Annotated in this window: 16 protein-coding genes and 2 tRNA genes; 9 read left to right on the top strand and 9 right to left on the bottom strand. The window is 66.2% G+C overall.

The features are described from left to right. Positions 1-120 precede the first annotated feature (120 nt). The 7 genes from C1Y63_RS08175 to rpmH all read right to left on the bottom strand — a co-directional run bounded on the left by C1Y63_RS08175 (position 121) and on the right by rpmH (position 5,362). Positions 121-1,161 (bottom strand): ParB/RepB/Spo0J family partition protein, encoded by a 1,041-nt coding sequence (locus C1Y63_RS08175; protein WP_106015972.1) that lies wholly within the window; start codon positions 1,159-1,161, stop codon positions 121-123. Between the two features lie 118 nt (positions 1,162-1,279). Continuing rightward, on the bottom strand, positions 1,280-2,245 hold the full coding sequence (locus C1Y63_RS08180; protein WP_106015973.1) for a ParA family protein: 966 nt from the start codon (positions 2,243-2,245) through the stop codon (positions 1,280-1,282). A gap of 203 nt (positions 2,246-2,448) precedes the next feature. Beyond that, complete coding sequence (gene rsmG / locus C1Y63_RS08185; RefSeq protein ID WP_106015974.1) at positions 2,449-3,108, bottom strand: 16S rRNA (guanine(527)-N(7))-methyltransferase RsmG; 660 nt, start codon at positions 3,106-3,108, stop codon at positions 2,449-2,451. A gap of 165 nt (positions 3,109-3,273) precedes the next feature. After that, positions 3,274-4,230 carry a membrane protein insertase YidC gene (gene yidC / locus C1Y63_RS08190; protein WP_106015975.1) on the bottom strand — a complete coding sequence of 319 codons (957 nt, stop codon included), beginning with the start codon at positions 4,228-4,230 and terminating at the stop codon, positions 3,274-3,276. Between the two features lie 8 nt (positions 4,231-4,238). Next, positions 4,239-4,505 carry a membrane protein insertion efficiency factor YidD gene (gene yidD / locus C1Y63_RS08195; protein WP_106015976.1) on the bottom strand — a complete coding sequence of 89 codons (267 nt, stop codon included), beginning with the start codon at positions 4,503-4,505 and terminating at the stop codon, positions 4,239-4,241. Continuing rightward, a complete protein-coding gene (rnpA, locus tag C1Y63_RS08200) occupies positions 4,502-4,891 on the bottom strand; it encodes a ribonuclease P protein component (protein ID WP_106015977.1) in 390 nt (129 codons plus the stop codon). Before rnpA ends, yidD begins: the two co-directional genes overlap by 4 nt. A 327-nt stretch (positions 4,892-5,218) precedes the next feature. Continuing rightward, entirely contained in the window at positions 5,219-5,362 is a 144-nt protein-coding gene (rpmH, locus tag C1Y63_RS08205; protein WP_106015978.1) for a 50S ribosomal protein L34, read from the bottom strand. Between the two features lie 1,614 nt (positions 5,363-6,976). Between rpmH and dnaA the strand changes: the two genes are divergently transcribed. From dnaA to gyrB, 5 genes are all read left to right on the top strand, one after another. Beyond that, the gene (dnaA, locus tag C1Y63_RS08210; protein ID WP_233195649.1) at positions 6,977-8,791 is read left to right on the top strand and encodes a chromosomal replication initiator protein DnaA; all 1,815 of its coding nucleotides are present in this window, start codon (positions 6,977-6,979) and stop codon (positions 8,789-8,791) included. 1,211 nt (positions 8,792-10,002) lie between these two features. After that, the gene (dnaN, locus tag C1Y63_RS08215) at positions 10,003-11,187 is read left to right on the top strand and encodes a DNA polymerase III subunit beta (protein ID WP_106015979.1); all 1,185 of its coding nucleotides are present in this window, start codon (positions 10,003-10,005) and stop codon (positions 11,185-11,187) included. Positions 11,188-11,354: 167 nt separating this feature from the next. After that, positions 11,355-12,548, top strand: coding sequence for a DNA replication/repair protein RecF (recF, locus tag C1Y63_RS08220; protein WP_106015980.1), 1,194 nt, complete (start codon positions 11,355-11,357; stop codon positions 12,546-12,548). Positions 12,549-12,727: 179 nt separating this feature from the next. Then, complete coding sequence (locus C1Y63_RS08225; protein ID WP_106015990.1) at positions 12,728-13,225, top strand: DciA family protein; 498 nt, start codon at positions 12,728-12,730, stop codon at positions 13,223-13,225. A 158-nt stretch (positions 13,226-13,383) separates the two neighbouring features. After that, positions 13,384-15,399 (top strand): DNA topoisomerase (ATP-hydrolyzing) subunit B, encoded by a 2,016-nt coding sequence (gyrB, locus tag C1Y63_RS08230; RefSeq protein WP_106015981.1) that lies wholly within the window; start codon positions 13,384-13,386, stop codon positions 15,397-15,399. A gap of 339 nt (positions 15,400-15,738) precedes the next feature. Here gyrB and C1Y63_RS08235 read toward each other — a convergent pair whose 3' ends face one another. Further along, complete coding sequence (locus C1Y63_RS08235; protein ID WP_106015982.1) at positions 15,739-16,029, bottom strand: TetR family transcriptional regulator; 291 nt, start codon at positions 16,027-16,029, stop codon at positions 15,739-15,741. 8 nt (positions 16,030-16,037) lie between these two features. After that, complete coding sequence (locus tag C1Y63_RS08240; RefSeq protein ID WP_106015983.1) at positions 16,038-16,247, bottom strand: CopG family transcriptional regulator; 210 nt, start codon at positions 16,245-16,247, stop codon at positions 16,038-16,040. Between the two features lie 217 nt (positions 16,248-16,464). Between C1Y63_RS08240 and gyrA the strand changes: the two genes are divergently transcribed. The 4 genes from gyrA to C1Y63_RS08260 all read left to right on the top strand — a co-directional run bounded on the left by gyrA (position 16,465) and on the right by C1Y63_RS08260 (position 19,952). Continuing rightward, positions 16,465-18,999: a DNA gyrase subunit A gene (gene gyrA / locus C1Y63_RS08245; protein ID WP_106015984.1), complete on the top strand. Its 2,535-nt coding sequence runs from the start codon at positions 16,465-16,467 to the stop codon at positions 18,997-18,999. Beyond that, positions 18,999-19,334, top strand: a complete 336-nt coding sequence (locus tag C1Y63_RS08250) for a DUF3566 domain-containing protein (RefSeq protein WP_106015985.1) — start codon at positions 18,999-19,001, stop codon at positions 19,332-19,334. Before gyrA ends, C1Y63_RS08250 begins: the two co-directional genes overlap by 1 nt. 460 nt (positions 19,335-19,794) lie before the next feature. Beyond that, positions 19,795-19,871: transfer RNA gene (locus C1Y63_RS08255), tRNA-Ile, on the top strand. 8 nt (positions 19,872-19,879) lie between these two features. Next, a tRNA-Ala gene (locus tag C1Y63_RS08260) sits at positions 19,880-19,952 on the top strand. The last annotated feature ends 836 nt before the right edge of the window (positions 19,953-20,788 follow it).

A 20,788-nucleotide genomic window follows, 5' to 3' on the forward strand; every position in this document is an offset into this window, starting at 1 on the left:
CGCACAACGCCCACGCACACCTCGTGAGGGTGCGTGGGCGTCGGTGCGGCTACAGGCCGCCGTGCGGGCTGCTGTAGCCCCTGGGGGAGTGGGGAAAGGGTGGGGTGTGAGGGTTGGTGGCTATTTGCCCTCGAGGATCGCCATGATGCGCTCGAAGTCGTCCTTGCCGGCGAACTCGACGACGATCTTGCCCTTCTTCTTCCCGGCGCTCACGGTGACCTTCGTGTCGAGGCCGTCGGCGAGACGCTCGGCGGCGGTGACGAAGAACTCCGGGGTGGGGGCCTTCTCCCGCTTCGCGGCGGGGGCGTCCCCCCGGTTGGCGAGCACGACCGCTTCCTCGGTGGCGCGCACCGACATCCCTTCGCGGATGACGCGCTCAGCGAGCGCCTCCTGGGCGGCGGCACCGGCGTGCAGCCCGAGGAGGGCGCGGGCGTGGCCGGCGCTCAAGACACCGGCGGCGACTTTGCGCTGCACGGGCACCGGCAGCTGCAGCAGGCGGATCATGTTGGTGATGACGGGGCGGGAGCGGCCAATCTTGTCGGCGAGTTCCGCCTGCGTCACGCCGAACTCCTCAAGGAGCTGCTGGTAGGCGGCGGCTTCTTCCAGGGGGTTGAGCTGCGCGCGGTGGATGTTTTCCAACAGTGCGTCGCGGAGCATGTCGCCGTCGGCGGTGTGCCGGATGATGGCGGGAATGCGCTTGAGCCCCGCCTTGGAGGCCGCCCGCCAGCGACGCTCACCCATGATGATTTCGTAGCCGTCTTTGGTGCTGTTGGGGCGCACCACGATCGGCTGCATGACGCCGAACTCCGTGATGGAGTGGATGAGCTCGTTGAGTTGCTCTTCGTCGAAGACCTGGCGGGGCTGCTTCGCGTTCGGCACGATCGTGCCGATGGGAAGCTCCTGGTAGGTCGCACCGAACTCGTCGACGTCGACGGCGTTGGAGGGGCGCTGTGCCCCGCCCTGGGGCGTGGAGCGGCGCTGGGCGCCGGGCTTCGCCGGCGTGGTGTTCCCCGCGCGCTTCGCGGCGACGGTGGCGGGGGAGGCGGTGTTGCTGAGCACGATGTCGGCCGCGCTCTGCCCCAGCTTGGGGCTGGTGGTGTTGGCCCCGATGAGGGCGCCGAGTCCGCGGCCAAGGCCGCCTTTGTTCGATTCCTTGGCCATGATGCTCCTAAGCGCGAAGAAAGACGTCGGTGAAAGACAAGGGGGTTCCGGCACGCGGCGCGCGCACCGGCGGTGGGGGAGACCCGCGAGGAATGGGCGTTGAGGGCCCGGCCGCGGGCTAGTCGGCGGGCTGCTCCGGGGTGGACTCCTCCGCGGCCGCGTGGGCGGCGGGCGGCACGCCCACGGGGGCGGACTCCGCGGTGGGGAGGTAGTCGCCGCGTTCCGCGAACTCCTGGGTGGCATCCAGGTAGGCGACCGCGCCCCGCGAACCCGGGTCGTACTGCAGCACCGTCTGCCCGTAGCCGGGCGCCTCAGAGACGCGGACGCTGCGGGGGATGACCTTGGAGAGGACGACGTCGCCGAAGTGGCCGCGGACTTCCTCGGTGACTTGCTCCGCGAGTTTGGTGCGGGCGTCGAACATGGTGAGCAGGATGGCGCTGATGTGGAGGTCCGGGTTGAGGTACTCGCGGATCATCCCAATGTTGTTGAGCAGCTGCCCCACACCCTCCAGGGCGTAGTACTCGCACTGGATGGGGATCAGGATTTCCTTCACCGTCGTCATCGCGTTGATGGTGAGCAGCCCGAGGCTCGGGGGGCAGTCGATGAAGACGTAGTCGAAGCCGTGGCGGGCGAGGAACTCGTCGTTAAGGGCGTCGGAGAGCCGGTATTCGCGGCGCACGAGGGAGACGAGTTCGATTTCCGCGCCGGCCAGGTCAATGGTGGCGGGGATGCACTTGACGTTCTCGTGGGCGGTGGTGTCCTGCATCGCGTCGTCGGCGCTGCATTCGCCGATGAGGACCTCGTAGGAGCTCAACGTGCCGGTGCGGTGTTCCACCCCGAGGGCGGTGGAGGCGTTGCCCTGCGGGTCGAGGTCAACGACCAGCACCTTGCAGCCGCCGACCGCCAGCCCTGCGGCCATGTTGACGCTCGTGGTGGTTTTACCGACGCCGCCCTTTTGGTTCGCGATCGTGATCGTGCGCGGGGAGGGCGGTTTCGGCAGGGTGATGGCGTTGGGTGTTTGTACGCGCGCGGCGCGCTGCGCGGCAGCGGCAATGGGGGTGTCCTCCCATGCGGTGGCGTCCAAGTGCTCATCCCCTTGATTGTGTGGTGGGTGGGTCGCAGCCGACGCGGATCGTGGGCCGGCGGCGATCGTCCAGGCACCCCGCGCGCGGGGTGCCGACAGTGCACGCTGTGGGTCCGCCCGGGGCTTCGCTTTCATTCACTCTAGTGGACGTGGCGGGCAGGCGCATCCACCCCGGCGTGCCCCTGTGGACAACGCGGCAGCGTTTAGCGGCGGCGCTCGATTTCGATGAGGGTGGTGGGTTCCGCGAGCAGGCCTTCGCCGACGGTGCGGATGACTCCGAGGTCGCCGCCGGCGCGCTTGATGAGGTCCCGATCACGGGCGAGCTCCTCGGTGATGGAGGAACCCTTCATCGCGAGCATGACCCCGCCGCGGCGGCACAGGGGCAGCGACCAGCCGGCCAGTTTGCCCAGGGGCGCGACCGCCCGGGAGGTGACGACGTCCATGCCGGGGCAGGCTTTGCGGATCTCCTTCTCCTCGGCGCGGCCCCGCAGCACGGTGACGTTGTCGAGCTGCAGCGCCTCGACGACTTCGCGGAGGTACGTCGAGCGCTTCAGCAGTGGCTCGATGAGGGTGATGCGGATGTCGGGCCGGGCGATCGCCAGCGGGATGCCGGGCAGGCCCGCGCCGCTGCCAATGTCGGCGACGCGCGCGCCCTCGGGGATGGCCTCACCGACGACGGCGCAGTTGAGGATGTGCCGCTCCCAGAGCCGCGGAATTTCCCGGGGGCCGATGAACCCGCGGATGGACCCGTCGGTGGCCAGGGAACGGTAGTACTGCTCGGCCAGCGGCAGGCGCTCGCCGAAGATGGTGGCGGCCGCCGGGGGCGCGGGCTGGAATTCAGGCTCTGGTTTCACGTGAAACATTCTAGACATCCCCGCCGCCAGGCCGCGCCGATGCCGGGCGGCCCGATGCCAGGTCGCTCCCGCACGATCCACCCACGCATGACGAAGGCCGGGCACCTCCACTGGAGATACCCGGCCTAAGAACTCGAAGGGGACGCAGCCTCAGCCCGCTGGTGGGGAGAAGCGCTACTTCTTCTTCTTTTTCTTCCCGCCCTCGGGGCGCGCGCCCGGCTTCGGGGCGGTGGCCCGCTTCGCGGCCTTCTTCGCCGCGATCTCAGCCTCTTCTTCCGCATCCATGCGAGCGAACAGCCACCGCTGCTGGAAGAAGGTCCACACGTTGTTGGCCACCATGTAGAACAGCAGACCGATGTGCCAGAACACACCGGTGATGAGGATCGTGCCCGGCATGATCCACACCATCATCTTGTTCATCATGTCCATCTGGGAGGCCATCATGTCGTTCGCCGGGGCCTTCGCCTTCCCGGACGCCTGACGGGCCTTCTGGCGGGTGATCGCCATCTTCGCGTTGAAGTGGGTCGCTACCACAACGATCGCGATGAGCGGCACCGCCACCACAGCGATCTTCGCCTTCGTCAGATCATCGACGGTGAACGCCTCGTACATGCGCTGCGGCATGGAGATGTACGCGCTCAGCGGCACACCGAAGAGGTTCGCGTCGAGGAAGGACTGCACGTCCTGCGGGGAGAAGAAGTAGTTCGCGGTCGCGCGGTTGTCCTCAATGGACATGCCCAGCTGGCCCGCGCCGTTACCGGTGCGGTTGAAGGAGCGCAGCACATGGAACAGGCCCAGGAACACCGGCAGCTGGATCAGCACGGGCAAGCAGCCGGCGACGGGGTTGACCCCCATCTCCTTCTGCAGCTTCCGCATCTCCTCCATCTGCTTCGGCTGATCGCTTTTGTACCGCTCCCGGATGGCCGCCATCGCGGGCTGCATCTCCTGCATCTTGCGGGAGGAGCGCATCTGGGAAATCGTCGGCTTCAGCAGCAGCAAACGCACCGTGAAGGTGAGGAACATGATCGCCAGCACCCACGAGACAGCCGACTCGGCGCCGAAGGGCACGGCGAAGATTTTGTGCCAGACCCACAGCACAAAGGAAATGGGCCAATAAATAAAGTTCAGCACGGGACTAGTTAATTCTCCTTGGTCGTGTGGTCGCAGGCACCGGGCACGGGATCAAACCCGCCGGGGTGCCACGGCCCACATTTGGCCAGCCGGACAACAGTCAGGGCGAGGCCACGGATCCCGCCGTGGGTGCGCACAGCATCCAAAGCGTAGGCGGAACACGTTGGTTCAAAACGACAGGTCGACCCCATCTTAAGTGGTGAGATGGCCACCTGATAGAACACCACACCCTTGAGCAGCACCCGCGCGAGCAGGCTCCGCCGCGGCCCGCTCATTGGGGGCCGCGCGCCAACGCCTTGGCGACGGCGCGCTCCAGGTCGGCGGCGAGCTCCGCGGATGTTGCGGTCGCGCTCGGGGGGAACGCCCGGATCACGACCTGACTGCCCGGGGGCAGCACGCCGGTTGCTGCAAGAGCCGCGAGGCAGTGCCGCAGTCTCCGGGAGGTGGCGTGGCGGGCGACGGCGTTGCCGACGGCCTTCGACACCACCAGTCCGAAGCGCGGCGCGCGCGGCACCAGTGTCGGCACGGTGTCGCGGGCGTGCGCAGAAAGCCCCGGCACCAGCACGTGAACCATGAGGGTGCGAGAACGGGCCGCGCGGCCGCGCCGCATCGTCGTCTTAAAATCCTGCGAGCTTCGCAGTTTCAGGTGTGCAGGCAGCATGACAGAGCTTGAAGCACCTTCACCCTCGCACCGCGTGAGCAGCACACCACGGTGATGACACCGTGGCAACCCGCCGTGCGGCAGTCCATGGTTCCCGGCTGGTACCGGGGCTTTCAACAAATATGCCCACCCACCGCCGCGGCGGTTGCGCAGCAGTGGGTGCGCGACCCGCATCACCGATGTCGGTAAAAAATGCGGGCCCTACAATGTGCAAACCACCCGCGTCCCCGGCACAGCTCACGCTGGCCGCTGTGGGAACACGGGTGGGACCTTGATCGGTGGGACGTGTGACACGCCCACCGGGTGCGCAGGAAGCGGTGAGGCTTCTTACGCGGTCAGGGATGCACGGCCCTTGCGACGGCGAGCCGCCACGATGGCACGGCCGGCACGAGTACGCATACGCGCACGGAAGCCGTGAACGCGTGCACGGCGACGATTGTTCGGCTGGAACGTCCGCTTGCCCTTAGCCACGGTGAACACTCCTAAAAGATAGTTGGTGCGGGGATGTGCCCTCGGCGACGACGATCACGCACGACGCACGAGCAAAGCACGCATGAGCGAGGAGATGACCCGACACACTCTCGCTGGGAGCACCAGCCGGCCGCCCGGGGGAGGCCGTTCCGAGTGATCAGCGGACTCAACAGGGCCGTTTACTGGCTCCCGCACAGCACCATGGCCGCGATGAGTCCACCCACCCGAGTCGCACGCGGGAGCAATACTCGCCGGTACTCGCAGGTGTTGTTAGGTTGTGTCGAAGACGTCTGCTGCTCATGCCGGCCCCCGGGTGGGGCCGAAAAGAGGTTCTTGATGCGTGTCACCTGGAGTCAGGCTCCACAACGTCAAGAGCACCGCCGGGGACAACTCTTGGGTGGCCGAATCGGCCCACACAGGGGGTTGCTGTGGCGGTGCAGCGCAAGCACACACGCGGTAGTGAGCCACGTCGGCCTGCGACAGACTCCGCCAAGAGTACGCCCCGGGCCCAGGGGAAACAAATCGACACGCCGGGGGCGGCACAGCTACCCCTGATATGACAAATATGTAATTTGAGCAGCGCCAAGGGGTGTTTTTTGGGCGTGTGCTGGGCCGAGTCGGCCCGCGCGGCGGGCTGGCGGGCGGGTGCCGCGACGCCGGGCGGGTGAATGACAAAAACCCCATGTGGACACTGTGTGCCGGGGCCGGTAAAACTGTGCATGGTTCCACCGTTTCCCACAGCCTGTGGGCAACAGGTACCTGTGCATAACTCGAAAGTAAAGGTTGAGACTTCCCCATCATCGCGGCAAAACCGCAGGTAGAGAAGCTAAATCACGCAGTTGTAGTTATCCACAGCCCAGTGGACAGCCTGTGGATAACCGTGGTAGAAAAGTTATCCACAGCTGTTGATAAAGCTGTGGAAGACCAGTTCACGCGGCAGATGCCGATGTGCACGACGTGGTGGACAACCTCCACCGGCGCTGTGAGATCACTGTGAGGATGACAGCCGTGTGATTTTCGCCGGAGACGGCGCTGTCACTTGGCCCTCGCGGGCAGCAACAGCGAAAGGACAAAAATCCTTGTGCGGATACCCCCGCAGGGTTGGTGTCCTCGGAGTTTGCCGCCGCGCGAAAAGCGGTTGCTCAACTGTCACATCTCGTCCCACAATGCTCAATGGTCACACCAGTCACAGTGTGCTGTGACCTGCACCATGGGCGCGACAGGGGCGCGACACGCCGAGTTATCCACAGGACAAATGAATATTTGGCGCAACAGCGGTAGAGAAAAAGACCAGGTCACGCGCGCACCCATCGGCACCCGGTGGGATGCGCACACCATGAGACTCGACACGCCCGCGCCACCCCGCGACACCGCAGCGCCCCACACGGGCACGACGAGGGTTTTCCCGGATAGCGCCTGTGTGAGGATGCCGCTGACGTGTGTGTCTGCCGCAGCACCCGTCGGCAGCGCACTGTCCTTCGTGTGTGCGCTTTCTTCTTCACCCTCTCTTCTTCCTCTTCTTCGCGGTGTCATATACCCCCTTTGTCGTCACCGCCCCGCCTGCGCCGTGCCACCCGGCACCGCCTGACCGTATCCCCGTTGTAAGGAAGTCCCGTGCCAGAGTCCACCACCATCGACAGCATCTGGCAGCACGTACTCGACGAGCTCAATGCCCCGAACTCGCCGTACCCGGAGCTGACCCGCAGCCAGCGCGCCTACCTGGCCCTGACCACCCCGGTGGGGTTGGTGCCGGGCTTCGCCCTGGTGACGACGAAGCACGCCCTGGCCCGCGACTTCATCGAGAAGGAACTCGCGCCCACGATCGAGAGCATCCTCAGCAGCCGCATCGGCCGGCCGACGAAGCTCGCGGTCTCTGTCGACGCGCACGCGGAGGAGCACCACGAGGACCCGGCCCCGGTGGCCGACGTCGCCGCCGCGGCTACGGCCCCGACCCCTGAGGCGCAGCCGACCTACACCCCGCCCGTGCAGCAGGCACCCCCGGCGCAGCCCGCGCCCCCGCAGATGCCCCCAGCGCAGCAGGCGCAGCCCGCCGCCGAGGAGCCGGCGTGGAAGCAGCAGGCCCGGGAGGCCGCAGCCCAACTCGACGCCGCCGCGGGTACTGCCCAGCAATCCCCGCAGCAGACCTACAACACCCAGGTCGCGCACCAGTACCCGCCGCAGGACATCCCCGCCCCGGAACCCACCTGGGCGGAAACCCAGCAGGTCACCCCGCCGGCCGCCCCGGTGCCCACCCCGCCGCAGCAGCAGCCCGCACCACCACAGCAGCCGTCGGCACCCCAGCAGCAGCCCACCGCGCCCCGGGATCCGCTGTACGTGCACCCCAACCAGCGGCTGTCGCGCGAACAGCCCGCCCACAACCCCGACCAGGAATCGACGCTCAACGCGAACTACACCTTCGAATCCTTCGTCATCGGGTCCTCCAACCGCTTCGCCCACGCCGCCGCCGTCGCCGTGGCGGAATCCCCGGCGAACGCCTTCAACCCCCTGTTCATCTGGGGTGGCTCCGGGCTGGGCAAGACGCACCTGCTGCACGCGCTGGGGAACTACTCCAAGGAACTGCAGCCCGGCCTGCGGGTGAAGTACGTCTCCAGTGAGGAGTTCACCAACGACTACATCAACTCGGTGCGTGACGACCGGCAAGAATCCTTCAAGCGGCGCTACCGCAACCTGGACATCCTCATGGTCGACGACATCCAGTTCCTCGTCGGTAAGGAAGGAACCCAGGAGGAGTTCTTCCACACCTTCAACGCCCTCCACCAGGCGAACAAGCAGATCGTGCTGAGCTCCGACCGCCCGCCGAAGCAGCTGACGACCCTGACGGACCGCCTTCGGACCCGCTTCGAAGGTGGCCTCATCACGGACATTCAGCCGCCGGACCTGGAGACCCGCATCGCGATCCTGTCGAAGAAGGCACAGATCGACCAGACGACCGTCGGCCGCGACGTGCTCGAGCTCATCGCGACCCGATTTGAGTCCTCGATCCGTGAGCTGGAGGGCGCGCTCATCCGCGTGACCGCCTACTCCTCCCTCATCAACCAGCCCATCGACATGCAGATGGCGGAGGTCGCGCTGCGCGACATCATGCCGGAGGCCGCCGACGTCGTCATCACCCCGGAGATGATCCTGGAGGCCACCAGCGAGTACTTCGAGTTCTCCATTGATGTCCTGCGCGGCAGCGGCAAAACCCGCGATGTGGTGCGGGCCCGCCAGCTCGCGATGTACTTGTGTCGCGAACTCACCGAGCTGTCGCTGCCGAAGATCGGTGAGGCGTTCGGCAAGGATCACTCCACCGTCATCCACGCCGTCCGCAAGATTGGTGACTCGATGAGTGAGGACCGCACCATCTACGACCAGGTGCAGATGCTCACCCAGAACATCAAAAACCGCGGCCGCGCGATCCCTTCCTAACCGTTCGGCACGGTTGATCCTCACAGCCGCCCCACGCACACCCGCGTGGGGCGGCTGTCGTCGTCTCAGGGGTCCGCGCCTGCAGCGGCATCGACTCCATGGGGAGACGGTGAGTGCGATGCGGCCGGCGAACAATCGGGACACCAGCAGGGGACAGGGGAGAAACGCGTACATGGCCGAAGCTGCCTGCTGCGCCGAGGCCAGCAGCCGCGTGATGGCCGTGTGCGGACGCACCGCGATGTGTCATTCGGGGTGCCTGTGGCGCGCTGGGGTACCACGGGTGCGGATTTTGTCATTCGTGGTGTGGGCGGGATTCGACCTGGGTTTTTGCGCGCGCGGTGGGTGGGTGAGCTGGGAAAAGGGGAGTTGTCCACAGAGTTACCCACAGTTGTGTAATTACAAAGATGTGCTTCCGTGATCTTGCCCATAGATCCGGGCCGCCAGGGACCTCCCGAGGCCTGTGCATAAGCCGGGTTTCGCGGTGGATGAACCAAGGAGAATCCGGGGACGAACTGTGCACAGATCGCGGCACGAGAAAGTTATCCACACCCGGGCCGAGAATCCCACACGTTGTCCACAGTGCTTCGCACAGCACGGAAACCGGCGATGACCTGAGCCGGAACCCCTCAATCCACAGCGTGAACAGGACTTACTGTAGTTACCAATCTTTTTCCTAAAGAGAAAACCTGGAGAAAACAGGGCGTGTGAACATCCACGGCGCGGCGCAGCCGCAGCCGGGATGAGCGAATGACAAAAACCGCGCTGCGGGGGTTGATGCGGAGGGGGTGGGTGACGGTAGTTTGTAACTTGTACTTCCCAGCCACGGCGCGACGGACCACGCGCGGCACCGGTGAACTGGGTTTTTTCCACTCCTGCAGGGTGGATGACCAGGTTCATGGTGGCCGTGAAGCCCCTTCGCTGCCCGACGCCGGGAGGATGAAGTTTTGTCATTTGCTCTCACCCCGACATCCCCGCCGAGACTGCCTTTGCGCAGCTCAGCGGCAGATCCGGGGGTAAATGACACAACTGGGCTTCGCGGCCGACCACCGCACCGAATGACAACGTGTGACACCGGGGGTGGCAGGCGCGCGGATCCCAGTGGCGAGCGCCCCAGTTTCCTGGGATGCTGGTGTACTTCCCCCGTCGCGGGTGGTTGTAATTTTGTTGTTTTGTTTTTTCATCGGTCCTCTCACGAAGGAGAACGCGCTCGCATGGACATCCAAGCTGTGTCGTTTCAGGTAGCCAAAGACGATCTGGCGCACGCGGTGGGCTGGGTTGCCCGCAACCTCCCCAGCAAGCCGGCCCAGCCGGTGCTGCGAGGCATGCTGATCACCGCTGACGACGAAGGCTTGGAACTCGCAGGCTTCGACTACGAGGTGTCCACCCTGGTGCGCATCCCCGCGGTCGTGCACACCACGGGCCGCATCGCGGTGGCGGGCAAGCTGCTCAGCGAGATTGTGTCCAACCTGCCGTCGAAGCCGATTGACGTGCAGTTGGAGGACTCGACGGTGATCTTCCGCTGCGGGACCGCCCGCTTCGAGCTGCCGTCGATCCCGCTGGAGGACTACCCGCAGCTGCCGACCCTGCCGGCGATCACCGGCCGGATCGATCCGAAGCTCTTCGTCGAGGCTGTCGGCCAGGTCGCGATGGCGGCGGGCCGCGACGAGACGCTGCCGATGCTCACTGGCGTCAACGTCATCATCGATGGTGGCAGCGTCACCATGGTGGCCACCGACCGTTTCCGTCTGGCGGTCCGCCAGCTGGAGTGGTCCCCGGAGCCCGGCATCGGGCAGGCCACCGTGCTGGTGCCGGCGAAGACGCTGCTGGACAACGCCCGCACCCTGGATGCGAACATGCCCGACCCGGTGGAGATCGCCATCGGTGCCGGGGAGAACGTGGGCAGCGACGGCCTGTTTGGCCTGCGGGTCGACGCGCGCCGGACCACCACCCGCCTGCTGGACGCCCAGTTCCCGAACCACCGCCCGCTGCTGCCGGCCACCAACAAATCGGTCGTCATCATGGACATCCCCTCCCTCGTGGAGGCGCTGCGCCGCGTGGCGCTGGTGACCGACCGCAACGAGTCGCAGATCCGGATGCACTTCCACCGCGACCACGTGGTGCTGTCCGCGGGCACGGCCGGCGGACACGCCGAGGAAACCCTCCCCTGTGAGCTGCATGGCGAAGAGGTGGCCACCGCGTTCCGCGCCAGCTTCCTCCGCGACGGCCTCGGGGTGCTCGGCACGGACCGGGTGCTCTTCGGCTTCACCGAAGCCAAGCGACCCGCGATCCTCGTCGGCTACGACGGGCAGGAGCTCACCCAGGATGAGGAAGGCGCCTACCTCACCCCGGAGAACGACTTCCGCTACGTGCTCATGCCGGTGCGTCTGCCCAGCTAACAGCCACCCGTGGCACGGTCCGCGCGCACCGGTGGTGCGGCGGGCCGATCCGGCACCCGGGATATCTGCAGAACATCCCCGGGTGCCGGCGAGCGCGCTGCGCGGTGGAGGTGCTGCGTGGTGGATTTTTTCGCGTGTGAAGCTGTGAAGGGAGGAGTGATTTTCCGGTGTATCTGCGCCGCCTAGTCCTGCAGGACTACCGCTCCTGGCCTGCCCTTGACATGGAACTTGGCCCCGGGGTCACTGTCCTCGTCGGTCGCAACGGGCACGGGAAGACGAACGTGGTGGAAGCCATCGGCTACGCCGCCCACTTGGGTAGCCACCGCGTCTCCCACGACGCACCCTTGGTGCGCGCCGGCCAGCCGCACGCGCGGATCTCCGCGACCGCGGTCAACGAGGGCCGCGAACTCACCGCCCACCTGCTCATCAAGCCGAAGGGCGCGAATCGGGCCTCCCTCAACCGGACGACGGTGTCCTCACCCCGGGAAATCTTGGGCGTGGTGCGCACCGTGCTCTTCGCTCCCGAGGATCTCGCCCTCGTGCGGGGCGAACCGGGGGTGCGGCGCGCCTGGTTGGACGATGTCATTGCGATGCGCACCCCCCGCCTGGCGGGGGTGAAAGCCGACTACGACAAGGTGCTCAAGCAGCGCACCGCGCTGCTGAAGACGGCGCAGGCCGCGCTGCGCAAAGGCTACCGGGATGCTGATGGCGCGTCCGCGTTGGCGACGCTCGACGTGTGGGATGGCCAGTTGGCGCAGCTGGGGGCGCAGGTTATCGCCGCCCGTGTGGAGGCGCTGGGGCTGCTGCACAGCCACGTTGTCGAGGCCTACCACACGCTGGCGCCCGAATCGCGGCCCGCGCACCTGGAGTACCAGTGCAGTGTGGAGCTCCCCGAAGGCGCGGGCTCGTTGGCGGACACCAGTCTCGTGGAGGCCGCGATGCTTACCCAGCTGGGGCAGCTGCGCAGCAAAGAAATCGACCGGGGGATGACCCTGGTGGGCCCGCACCGGGACGACATTGCACTGGTGTTGGGCGACCAGCCGGCGAAGGGCTTCGCCTCCCACGGGGAGACCTGGAGCTTCGCCCTCGCGCTCCGGCTGGGGGTCTACAGCCTGCTCAGCGCGGAGGGCACCAGCCCGATCCTCATCCTGGATGATGTCTTCGCGGAGCTTGACGCCCGCCGCCGGCGGGCGCTGGTGAGCATCGCCAAAGGCGCGGAGCAGGTCCTCATCACGGCGGCGGTGCCGGAAGACCTGCCGGAGAACCTCACCGAGGATGTGCCGCTGACGACCCACACCGTCACCGCGGTCGATGACGCGGGCGGCCGGTACAGCGTGCTTGATGCGGAGGCGACCCCGTGAGCGAATACCCCGAGACTGACCCGCGGGAGAACCCCGCGCCGCACCGCCCCGCGCGCGACCCGCAGGCCCCTGCTGGCCAGGCCCACCGGGCTGAGCCCGCAGGTCGTGACGATAGTGCTGTTCGCGACGGTGCTGCGCCGGGGGCGGTGGATGATCCGATCGCGGCCGCGTTCGCGAATATGCGGAAGCAGGCGCAGCTGCGCACGGGAAAGCTGCCCGATATGGCGCGCCCTGTGCAGCGCACACCCCGGAAGAGCGCGCAGGCGCCGGTGCGCCGGCTGGGCCGGCCGACGGGCCCCGATGGCCGGCCGCTGCGGAACCCGCGCACGCCCTCGGCGCTGGGTGGTCTCATCGATCAGGAGATTTCCTCCCGCGGGTGGGCCACCCCGATCGCCTCTGGGTGGGTGCACGGCCACTGGGATGAGGTGGTGGGCGAGAAGATCGCGCAGCACACCCGGGTGGAGATGTTCAAAGACGGCACTCTGTTCATTACGTGTGATTCGACGGCGTGGGCGACGAACCTGCGGGTGATGCAGCGGACGATTCTGCAGACGATCGCGCAGAAAGTCGGCCCCGGGGTCGTGACGAAGCTGAACATCTTCGGGCCGAAGGCGCCGAGTTGGCGCAAAGGCCCGCTGCATGTGCCGGGCCGGGGGCCGCGCGACACCTACGGATAGGGCCGTAGCGATAAATTTGGCCCTGACAGCGCTTCTGCGGCGTTTGTCCCTCGGCTAGGTGGGGGGATGCGTTTGCTGCGTCTGGTGCCCGGAGAACCCGCTGGGCCGTGTAGAATGGCAAGGTCTATATCTACGTAATTTAGGAGTGCTGCAGCAACGTGTCCGCAGAACATTCATATGATGCGTCCTCAATCACGATCCTTGAGGGTCTTGAGGCAGTCCGCAAGCGCCCCGGTATGTACATCGGCTCCACGGGTGAGCGCGGCCTCCACCACATGGTGTGGGAGGTCGTCGACAACTCCGTCGACGAGGCGATGGCCGGGTACGCGGACCGCGTTGATGTGACGCTCCTCGCCGACGGTGGCGTCGAGGTCGTCGACAACGGCCGTGGCATCCCCGTCGAGATGCACCCCTCCGGGGCGCCGACGGTGCAGGTCGTCATGACGCAGCTGCACGCCGGCGGCAAGTTCGACTCCGACTCCTACGCCGTCTCCGGCGGCCTGCACGGCGTCGGTATCTCCGTCGTCAACGCCCTGTCGACCCGCGTGGAGGCCGACATTAAGCGCGACGGCTACCACTGGTTGCAGAACTTCACCATGGCGGTGCCAGATGAGCTGCAGCAGGGTGGCAAGGCCCGCGGCACCGGTACCACGGTGCGGTTCTGGCCGGATGCGGACATCTTCGAAACCACCACCTTCAAGTTCGACACGATCGCGCGCCGCCTGCAGGAGATGGCGTTCCTCAACAAGGGTCTGACGATCACCCTGACGGACAAGCGCGCCACCGAGGAAGAAATCGAACTCGATGCCCTCGCCGAGGCCGGCGAGGATGCGGAGGCGATCACGATCTCCGACGAGGTGGAGGTCGAGAAGAAGCCGAAGGAAAAGAAGAAGGTCTTCCACTACCCGGATGGTCTCAAGGACTACATCCGGGACATGAACAAGACCAAGACGGCTGTGCACCCCACCATCATCGCCTTCGACGCCAAGGGCGAGGGCGAAGAGGTGGAGGTGGCTCTGCAGTGGAACACCTCCTACTCGCAGAACGTGCACACCTTCGCCAACACCATCAACACGCACGAGGGCGGTACCCACGAGGAGGGTTTCCGTGCTGCGCTGACGTCGCTGATGAACAAGTACGCGAAGGAACACAAGATCCTCAAGGAGAAGGACGGCAAACTCTCCGGCGATGACTGCCGCGAGGGCTTGGCCGCCGTGATCTCCGTGCGCGTGGCCGACCCGCAGTTCGAGGGCCAGACGAAGACGAAGCTGGGCAACACCGAAGTCAAGGGCTTCGTGCAGCGCCAGGTCAACGAGTACGTCTCCGCCTGGTTCGACGCCAACCCCGCGGAGGCCAAGGCCATCCTCAACAAGGCCGTGCAGTCGGCGCACGCCCGCCTCGCCGCCCGCAAGGCCCGCGAACTGGTGCGCCGCAAGTCCGCCACCGATCTGGGCGGCCTGCCCGGCAAGCTGGCGGACTGCCGCTCCAAGGACCCGGTGAAGTCCGAGCTGTACATCGTGGAGGGTGACTCCGCAGGTGGCTCCGCGAAGCAGGGCCGCGACTCCCTGTACCAGGCGATCCTGCCGCTGCGCGGCAAGATCCTCAACGTGGAGAAGGCCCGCCTGGATAAGGTGCTGAAGAACAACGAGGTGCAGGCCATCATCACTGCCCTCGGCACCGGCATCCACGACGAGTTCGACATCAGCAAGCTGCGCTACCACAAGATTGTGCTCATGGCCGATGCGGACGTCGACGGCCAGCACATCGCCACCCTGCTGCTCACGCTGCTGTTCCGCTTCATGCCGCAGCTCGTGGAGGAGGGCTACGTGTACCTGGCGCAGCCGCCGCTGTACAAGCTCAAGTGGCAGAAGGGGCAGCCGGGCTTCGCGTACTCCGATGCGGAGCGCGACCTCGAGCTCGCGGAGGGCCTGGCGGCCGGCCGCAAGATCAACAAGGACGACGGTATCCAGCGCTACAAGGGTCTCGGTGAGATGAACCCGAAGGAGCTGTGGGAGACCACCATGGACCCCGCTGTCCGCTTCCTCAAGCAGGTGACCCTTGAGGACGCCCAGGCGGCCGACGAGCTGTTCAGCATCCTCATGGGTGACGATGTGGTGGCCCGCCGCAGCTTCATCACCCGCAACGCGAAGGATGTTCGCTTCCTCGACATCTAACGCGCTGTCAAGCAACACACCCGCCCGGGGTGGCATTGCCGCCCCGGCGGGTACGCGAAGGCCCCGGCCAAGCACCAAGGAGATTCTTGGGTGCGCGGCCGGGGCCTTCACATGTGTGCATCACGGGGGAGAAAAATCGCCCGGCAGTGAACACGCTGCACGCGATGGGTGCAGCCCGTCACCGCCGGGCGACACGTCGCGACTCTTCCGCCACAGTAATTAACTGCAGTCACAACAGTCACAATAGTTTCATGCGACGTGGGCGGATGCAAACCCGCAGGCGAGACGCCCACGCAGCCCGCATAGTGGTGTGTCGATCTCGCGGCCAGACTCCAGGCGTCATCCGCTACGCTCATCCTCCTCGCGCGCGCTCGTGCTGGGGGTGCAGATCTGCGCCAGGGCCACGCCGAGGGCGTCATTGTGGGAACTCAGCGGCGCGAGGGCAGCCACCAGGTCCTCGAGGTAGCCCGGGGTGGGGGAGCGGTGCTCCCACACGGCGACACCGTGGAAGTGGGCGCTCGTGGCCGCCGCGCACGCCGCCAGGCGGCCGTAGTCCGCCACGTGGCAGCCGAACACCCGGCACACCTCGTCGGCGACGAGGAGCACCTGCTCGGCGGTCAAAGGCCGCATGCGTGCTCTCATCGCCCGGAGCGCAGACGGTACAGGGTTGCCGCATACGCCTCCACGTGGGTGCGCGCCAGCGCCCGGATCTCCTCGTCGGCCACCGTGCGGGCGGCCGCCGCCACGATGGCGTTGCGGGCCGCCTCCTGTTTGCTCGTGCCCTCGACGGCGGCGAGCAGGGTCAGTGCCCGATCTTGCTCCGGGGTCAGGCGTAGCGTCATCGCCATGGGAACTCCTCACAACAGTCTTGAGTGATACCGCAATGGTATCGGCTGGTGTGGTGTGAAGCCCACACGCGGCCCTGGGCGGGCCTCTCCGGGGGTGACCCAGCTAAAGTAGGGAGATACGACCGCGCGCCTAGACGCCAGCGACGACGTTGGCCTGACGCCCACGCCCCGCCGTGGACACTGTGGCGCGCCCGGCAAGAAAGGTCTCCCACACACCGTGAGTGACGAGAATCTGTTTGACCGCATCGAACCCATCGATATTCAGGAAGAGATGCAGTCGAGCTACATCGACTACGCCATGTCCGTCATCGTCGGCCGCGCCCTCCCCGAGGTGCGCGACGGGCTCAAGCCCGTGCACCGCCGCATCCTGTACGCCATGTACGACTCGGGCTACCGCCCGGACCGCGGCTACGTGAAGTCCGCCCGCCCGGTGTCGGACACGATGGGCCAGTTCCACCCGCACGGCGACTCCGCCATCTACGACACCCTGGTGCGCATGGCGCAGCCGTGGTCGATGCGCTACCCCATGGTCGACGGCCAGGGTAACTTCGGTTCCCGCGGCAACGACGGCCCGGCCGCCATGCGTTACACCGAGTGCCGCATGACGCCCCTGGCGATGGAGATGGTGCGCGACATCCGCGAGAACACCGTCGACTTCCAGCCGAACTACGACGGCAAGACGCAGGAGCCGACGATCCTGCCGGCCCGCGTGCCGAACCTGCTGATGAACGGCTCCGGCGGCATCGCCGTCGGTATGGCCACCAACATTCCGCCGCACAACCTGGGCGAGTTGGCGGAGGCAATTTTCTGGCTGCTGGAGAACCCCGACGCAGACGACGCGGAGGCGCTGGAGGCGTGCATGGAGCGCGTCAAGGGCCCCGACTTCCCGACCGCCGGCCTCATCGTCGGCGACCAGGGCATCAAGGACGCCTACACCACGGGCCGCGGTTCGGTGATCATGCGCGGCACCACCTCCATCGAGGAGGACGGCAAGCGCCAGATCATCGTCATCACGGAGCTGCCCTACCAGGTCAACCCCGACAACCTGGTGCACAGCATCGCCGACCAGGCGAAGCAGGGCAAGATCGCCGGTATCGCCGAAATCAACGACGAGTCCTCCGACCGTGTCGGCATGCGCATCGTCGTCACCCTGCGCCGCGACGCCGTGCCGCGCGTGGTGCTCAACAACCTGTTCAAGCACTCGCAGCTGCAGACCAGCTTCGGTGTGAACATGCTGTCCATCGTCGATGGGGTGCCGCGCACCCTGCGGCTGGACCAGATGCTGCGCTACTACGTCGCCCACCAGATCGACGTCATCGTGCGCCGTACCCAGTTCCGCCTCGACGAGGCAGAAAAGCGCGCCCACATCCTCCGCGGCCTCGTCAAGGCCCTGGACATGCTCGACGAAGTCATCGCGCTCATCCGCAGCTCCCAGACCGTCGACATCGCCCGCGAAGGCCTGAAAGAACTCCTCGAGATCGACGACCTGCAGGCCGACGCGATCCTCGCGATGCAGCTGCGTCGCCTCGCCGCCCTGGAGCGGCAGAAGATCATCGACGAGCTCGCCGAAATCGAGCTCGAGATCGCCGACCTCAAGGACATCCTCGCCCGCCCCGAGCGGCAGCGCGCCATCGTCCGCGACGAGCTCGCCGAAATCGTCGAGAAGCACGGCGATGAGCGCCGCACCCAGATCGTCGCCGCCATGGGCGGGGTGACGGAGGAAGACCTCATCGCCCGGGAGAACGTCGTCGTCACGATCACCTCCACCGGATACGCGAAGCGCACCAAGGTCGACGCCTACCGCAGCCAGAAGCGCGGCGGCAAGGGCGTGCGCGGCGCCGAACTCAAGCAGGACGACATCGTCCGCCACTTCTTCGTGTGCTCCACCCACGACTGGATCCTGTTCTTCACGAACTACGGCCGCGTGTACCGCCTCAAGGCGTACGAGCTCCCCGAGGCCACCCGCACCGCCCGCGGCCAGCACGTCGCCAACCTGCTGGAATTCCAGCCCGGTGAGCAGATCGCCCAGATCATCCAGATCCAGTCCTACGAGGACGCGGAATACCTGGTGCTGTCCACCGCGCAGGGCCGCGTGAAGAAGTCCCGGCTGTCGGACTACGACTCCGCCCGCTCCGGCGGCCTCATCGCCATCAACCTCAACGAGGGCGACTCCCTCATCGGTGCCGCCCTGTGCAGCGCCGACGATGACCTCCTCCTCGTCTCTGAGGAAGGCCAGGCGATCCGCTTCACCGCCAACGACGACACCCTGCGCCCCATGGGCCGCGCCACCGCCGGCGTGAAGGGCATGCGCTTCCGCGGCGACGACAAGATGCTGTCCATGTGCGTCGTCCGCGACGACGCCTACCTCCTCGTCGCCACCTCCGGCGGCTACGGCAAGCGCACCGCGCTTGAGGAATACCCCGTCAAGGGCCGCGGCGGCCTCGGTGTGGCCACCTTCAAGTACACCCCGAAGCGCGGCAAGCTCATCGGCGCCATCGTCGTCGACGATGACGACCAGATCTTCGCCGTCACCTCCGCCGGCGGTGTCATCCGCACCGAGGTGGACCAGATCCGCCCCTCCTCCCGGCAGACGATGGGTGTTCGCCTCGTCAACCTCGACAAGGATGTGGAACTGCTCGCCATCGACCGCAACGTCGAAGACGAAGGCGAAGCCGCCGCCGAAGAAGCAGCCGCAGGCGCCGATACGGCTGCCCCGGAGAACACCCTCGACACCCCGGCTGAGGACAACTAATGGCCAGCCGTAAAGTCACGCTCGCCGGCGTCAACGCCGGCAGCGTCTTCCGCGTCGCCGTCTACTTCGGCGTCGCCGCAGAAGTCGCCATCGTCCTCGCCACCACCCTGGTGTACCTCGCCATGGATGCCGTGGGCATCTGGGCGAAACTCAACGACATCATCAACGGTGCCGGCGGACAAGAAATCATCTCCCTCGGCCTGGCGGTCTCCGTCAGTGCTGCGGCAGGTGGCGTCTTCGTCATCGTCGGCATCATCCTCGCGCCCCTGGCCGCCGTGCTGTACAACCAGCTCGCCGGCCCCCTCGGGGCGATCGAAATGACGCTGTCGAACTAACACACCACACCAAGGAGCGCCCCCAACCCGCGGGGCGTTCCTTTTTGCGCCCCCTGTGTCATTGCGCATGGCACAGCATGCCAACTGAACAGGGGGTAGACGCTCGATGTGTGGCAGCCCCTGCGAGCGCCGCAGCAACGCGCACCCAGAATCGAGCGAAGCCTAGCGAGCGGCCTTCGGCGACGTCCGGCAGTGCCAGGCTCGGGTGACACCGCCACGACACATGTGCCCCGGGAGACAGACAGTGGGGGACAGCGCGGGCTCTGACACCGCCCACCGGTGCCGCGCGCACGTGGTGGCATCCGAACCCAAGGACCTATCCCGAAGCATGGTGGGGCCCGCACAGCACAGGTACCGCAGCGGCGACCCCTTGCGGCCAGTGTGTGGTGGTGTTTGTGCGGGTCACGCTGCGGATTTGTGAACCCTCAGACACATTGTGTAGAGTTCTAACTCGTTCCCAGGGCCTATAGCTCAGGCGGTTAGAGCGCTTCGCTGATAACGAAGAGGTCGCAGGTTCGAATCCTGCTAGGCCCACCAGGAACAAAGGGGCATTAGCTCAATTGGTAGAGCATCTGCTTTGCAAGCAGAAGGTCAGGAGTTCGATTCTCCTATGCTCCACAGGATGAACCCTGGTCACTTAGGTGCCCAGGGTTTTGTCATATCCATGTACCAGTGAGCTTGGTGAGGGTGTTGCACGAACGACGGAGGGCGATTCGTCACGAGAGCCGCCGACCCCCTCATAGCCCACGTTGCTATGGCCCACTGCAGCTGGGGCAGCACGTCGTCAAATGTCTACACATCCAGCACGGTGTGTGGGGGAGCCGACCATAGTGCAGGGAAGCGGCGCTGGAGCGGCTACGGGCACAACGACGACACCAATGGGCAACTGGCGGGCATTCGAACTGCGGATATAGGCCCATTCGCGTCTATGTCACTTGGGTTAGTGGCGGTGCACGAAACCGCCACCGCACTATGCGTCACATCCCTTGATCATGCGCCGTGATGCACCATAGACTGCGCTGCAATCGGCACCGCATTGCCGACTACTCCGGAAACCAAGCGCCCCACGGCGGATCGTTTCAACGACCGGGACGTAGCAGTCCCCCAAGCAACATCAGGAGAGATGCATGGAGGCGCACACGTCTCATGCGCTGAGCGCTGCCATCCCGGCCGCGCTGTTGGCGTCAAACTTCACCGCCCCGCACCCCGCCGAGGCGGCCAGCATCCCCGTCCCAGAATCCTTCAGGCTCGTCTACACCGGACGGGACACCCTAGGAGGTCACCGCTGTGTCTAACAACGCTAACAAGCCCAACATTGACCTCAATGCGGTGATCTGCGGGGTCTTCGGAGCCATCATTGCCGTATGGCTCGCGGGGTGTTGAGCGACACGATAGATTGCACACTCAGCGACACGAGAAAGTGCGCACCACGTAGACGGAGCGAGCCCTACCCC

This window comes from Corynebacterium sp. 13CS0277 (assembly GCF_002994655.1).
Taxonomy (GTDB): Bacteria; Actinomycetota; Actinomycetes; order Mycobacteriales; family Mycobacteriaceae; genus Corynebacterium.